Annotated in this window: 1 protein-coding gene; it reads right to left on the bottom strand. The window is 34.5% G+C overall.

Features of this window, described 5'->3' with window-relative positions; all coding sequences use genetic code 11:
• The coding region (locus SB764_RS40855; RefSeq protein ID WP_410866876.1) for a histidine kinase at positions 1 to 267 on the bottom strand (267 nt) is incomplete at both ends.

Below are 267 nucleotides of genomic sequence, written 5' to 3' on the forward strand. Positions count from 1 at the left end.
ATTTTGAATAAAATCCAGTTCTTTCTGAACCAAAACTTTCTCGGTATTCGACTCATATAGCGTATAGGCCATTAGATCCGAAATATTGATGATGGCATCCGGAGCACTTGGGTCTTTTTTCACCACCAAGCCATATAGATTATTTAGGGTATTAAATAAAAAATGGGGATTAAGCTGTGCTTTCAAAAAGTCTTTTTCTATATTAAGATTTTGAAGTTCTAAATCTGAAGTCTGCTTTTGAAGATGGATCGTTCGGCTAAAAAGTCT

Origin of the sequence: Paraburkholderia sp. SIMBA_027, from assembly GCF_046535315.1 — a bacterium.
Classification (GTDB): Bacteria; Pseudomonadota; Gammaproteobacteria; order Burkholderiales; family Burkholderiaceae; genus Paraburkholderia; species Paraburkholderia tropica.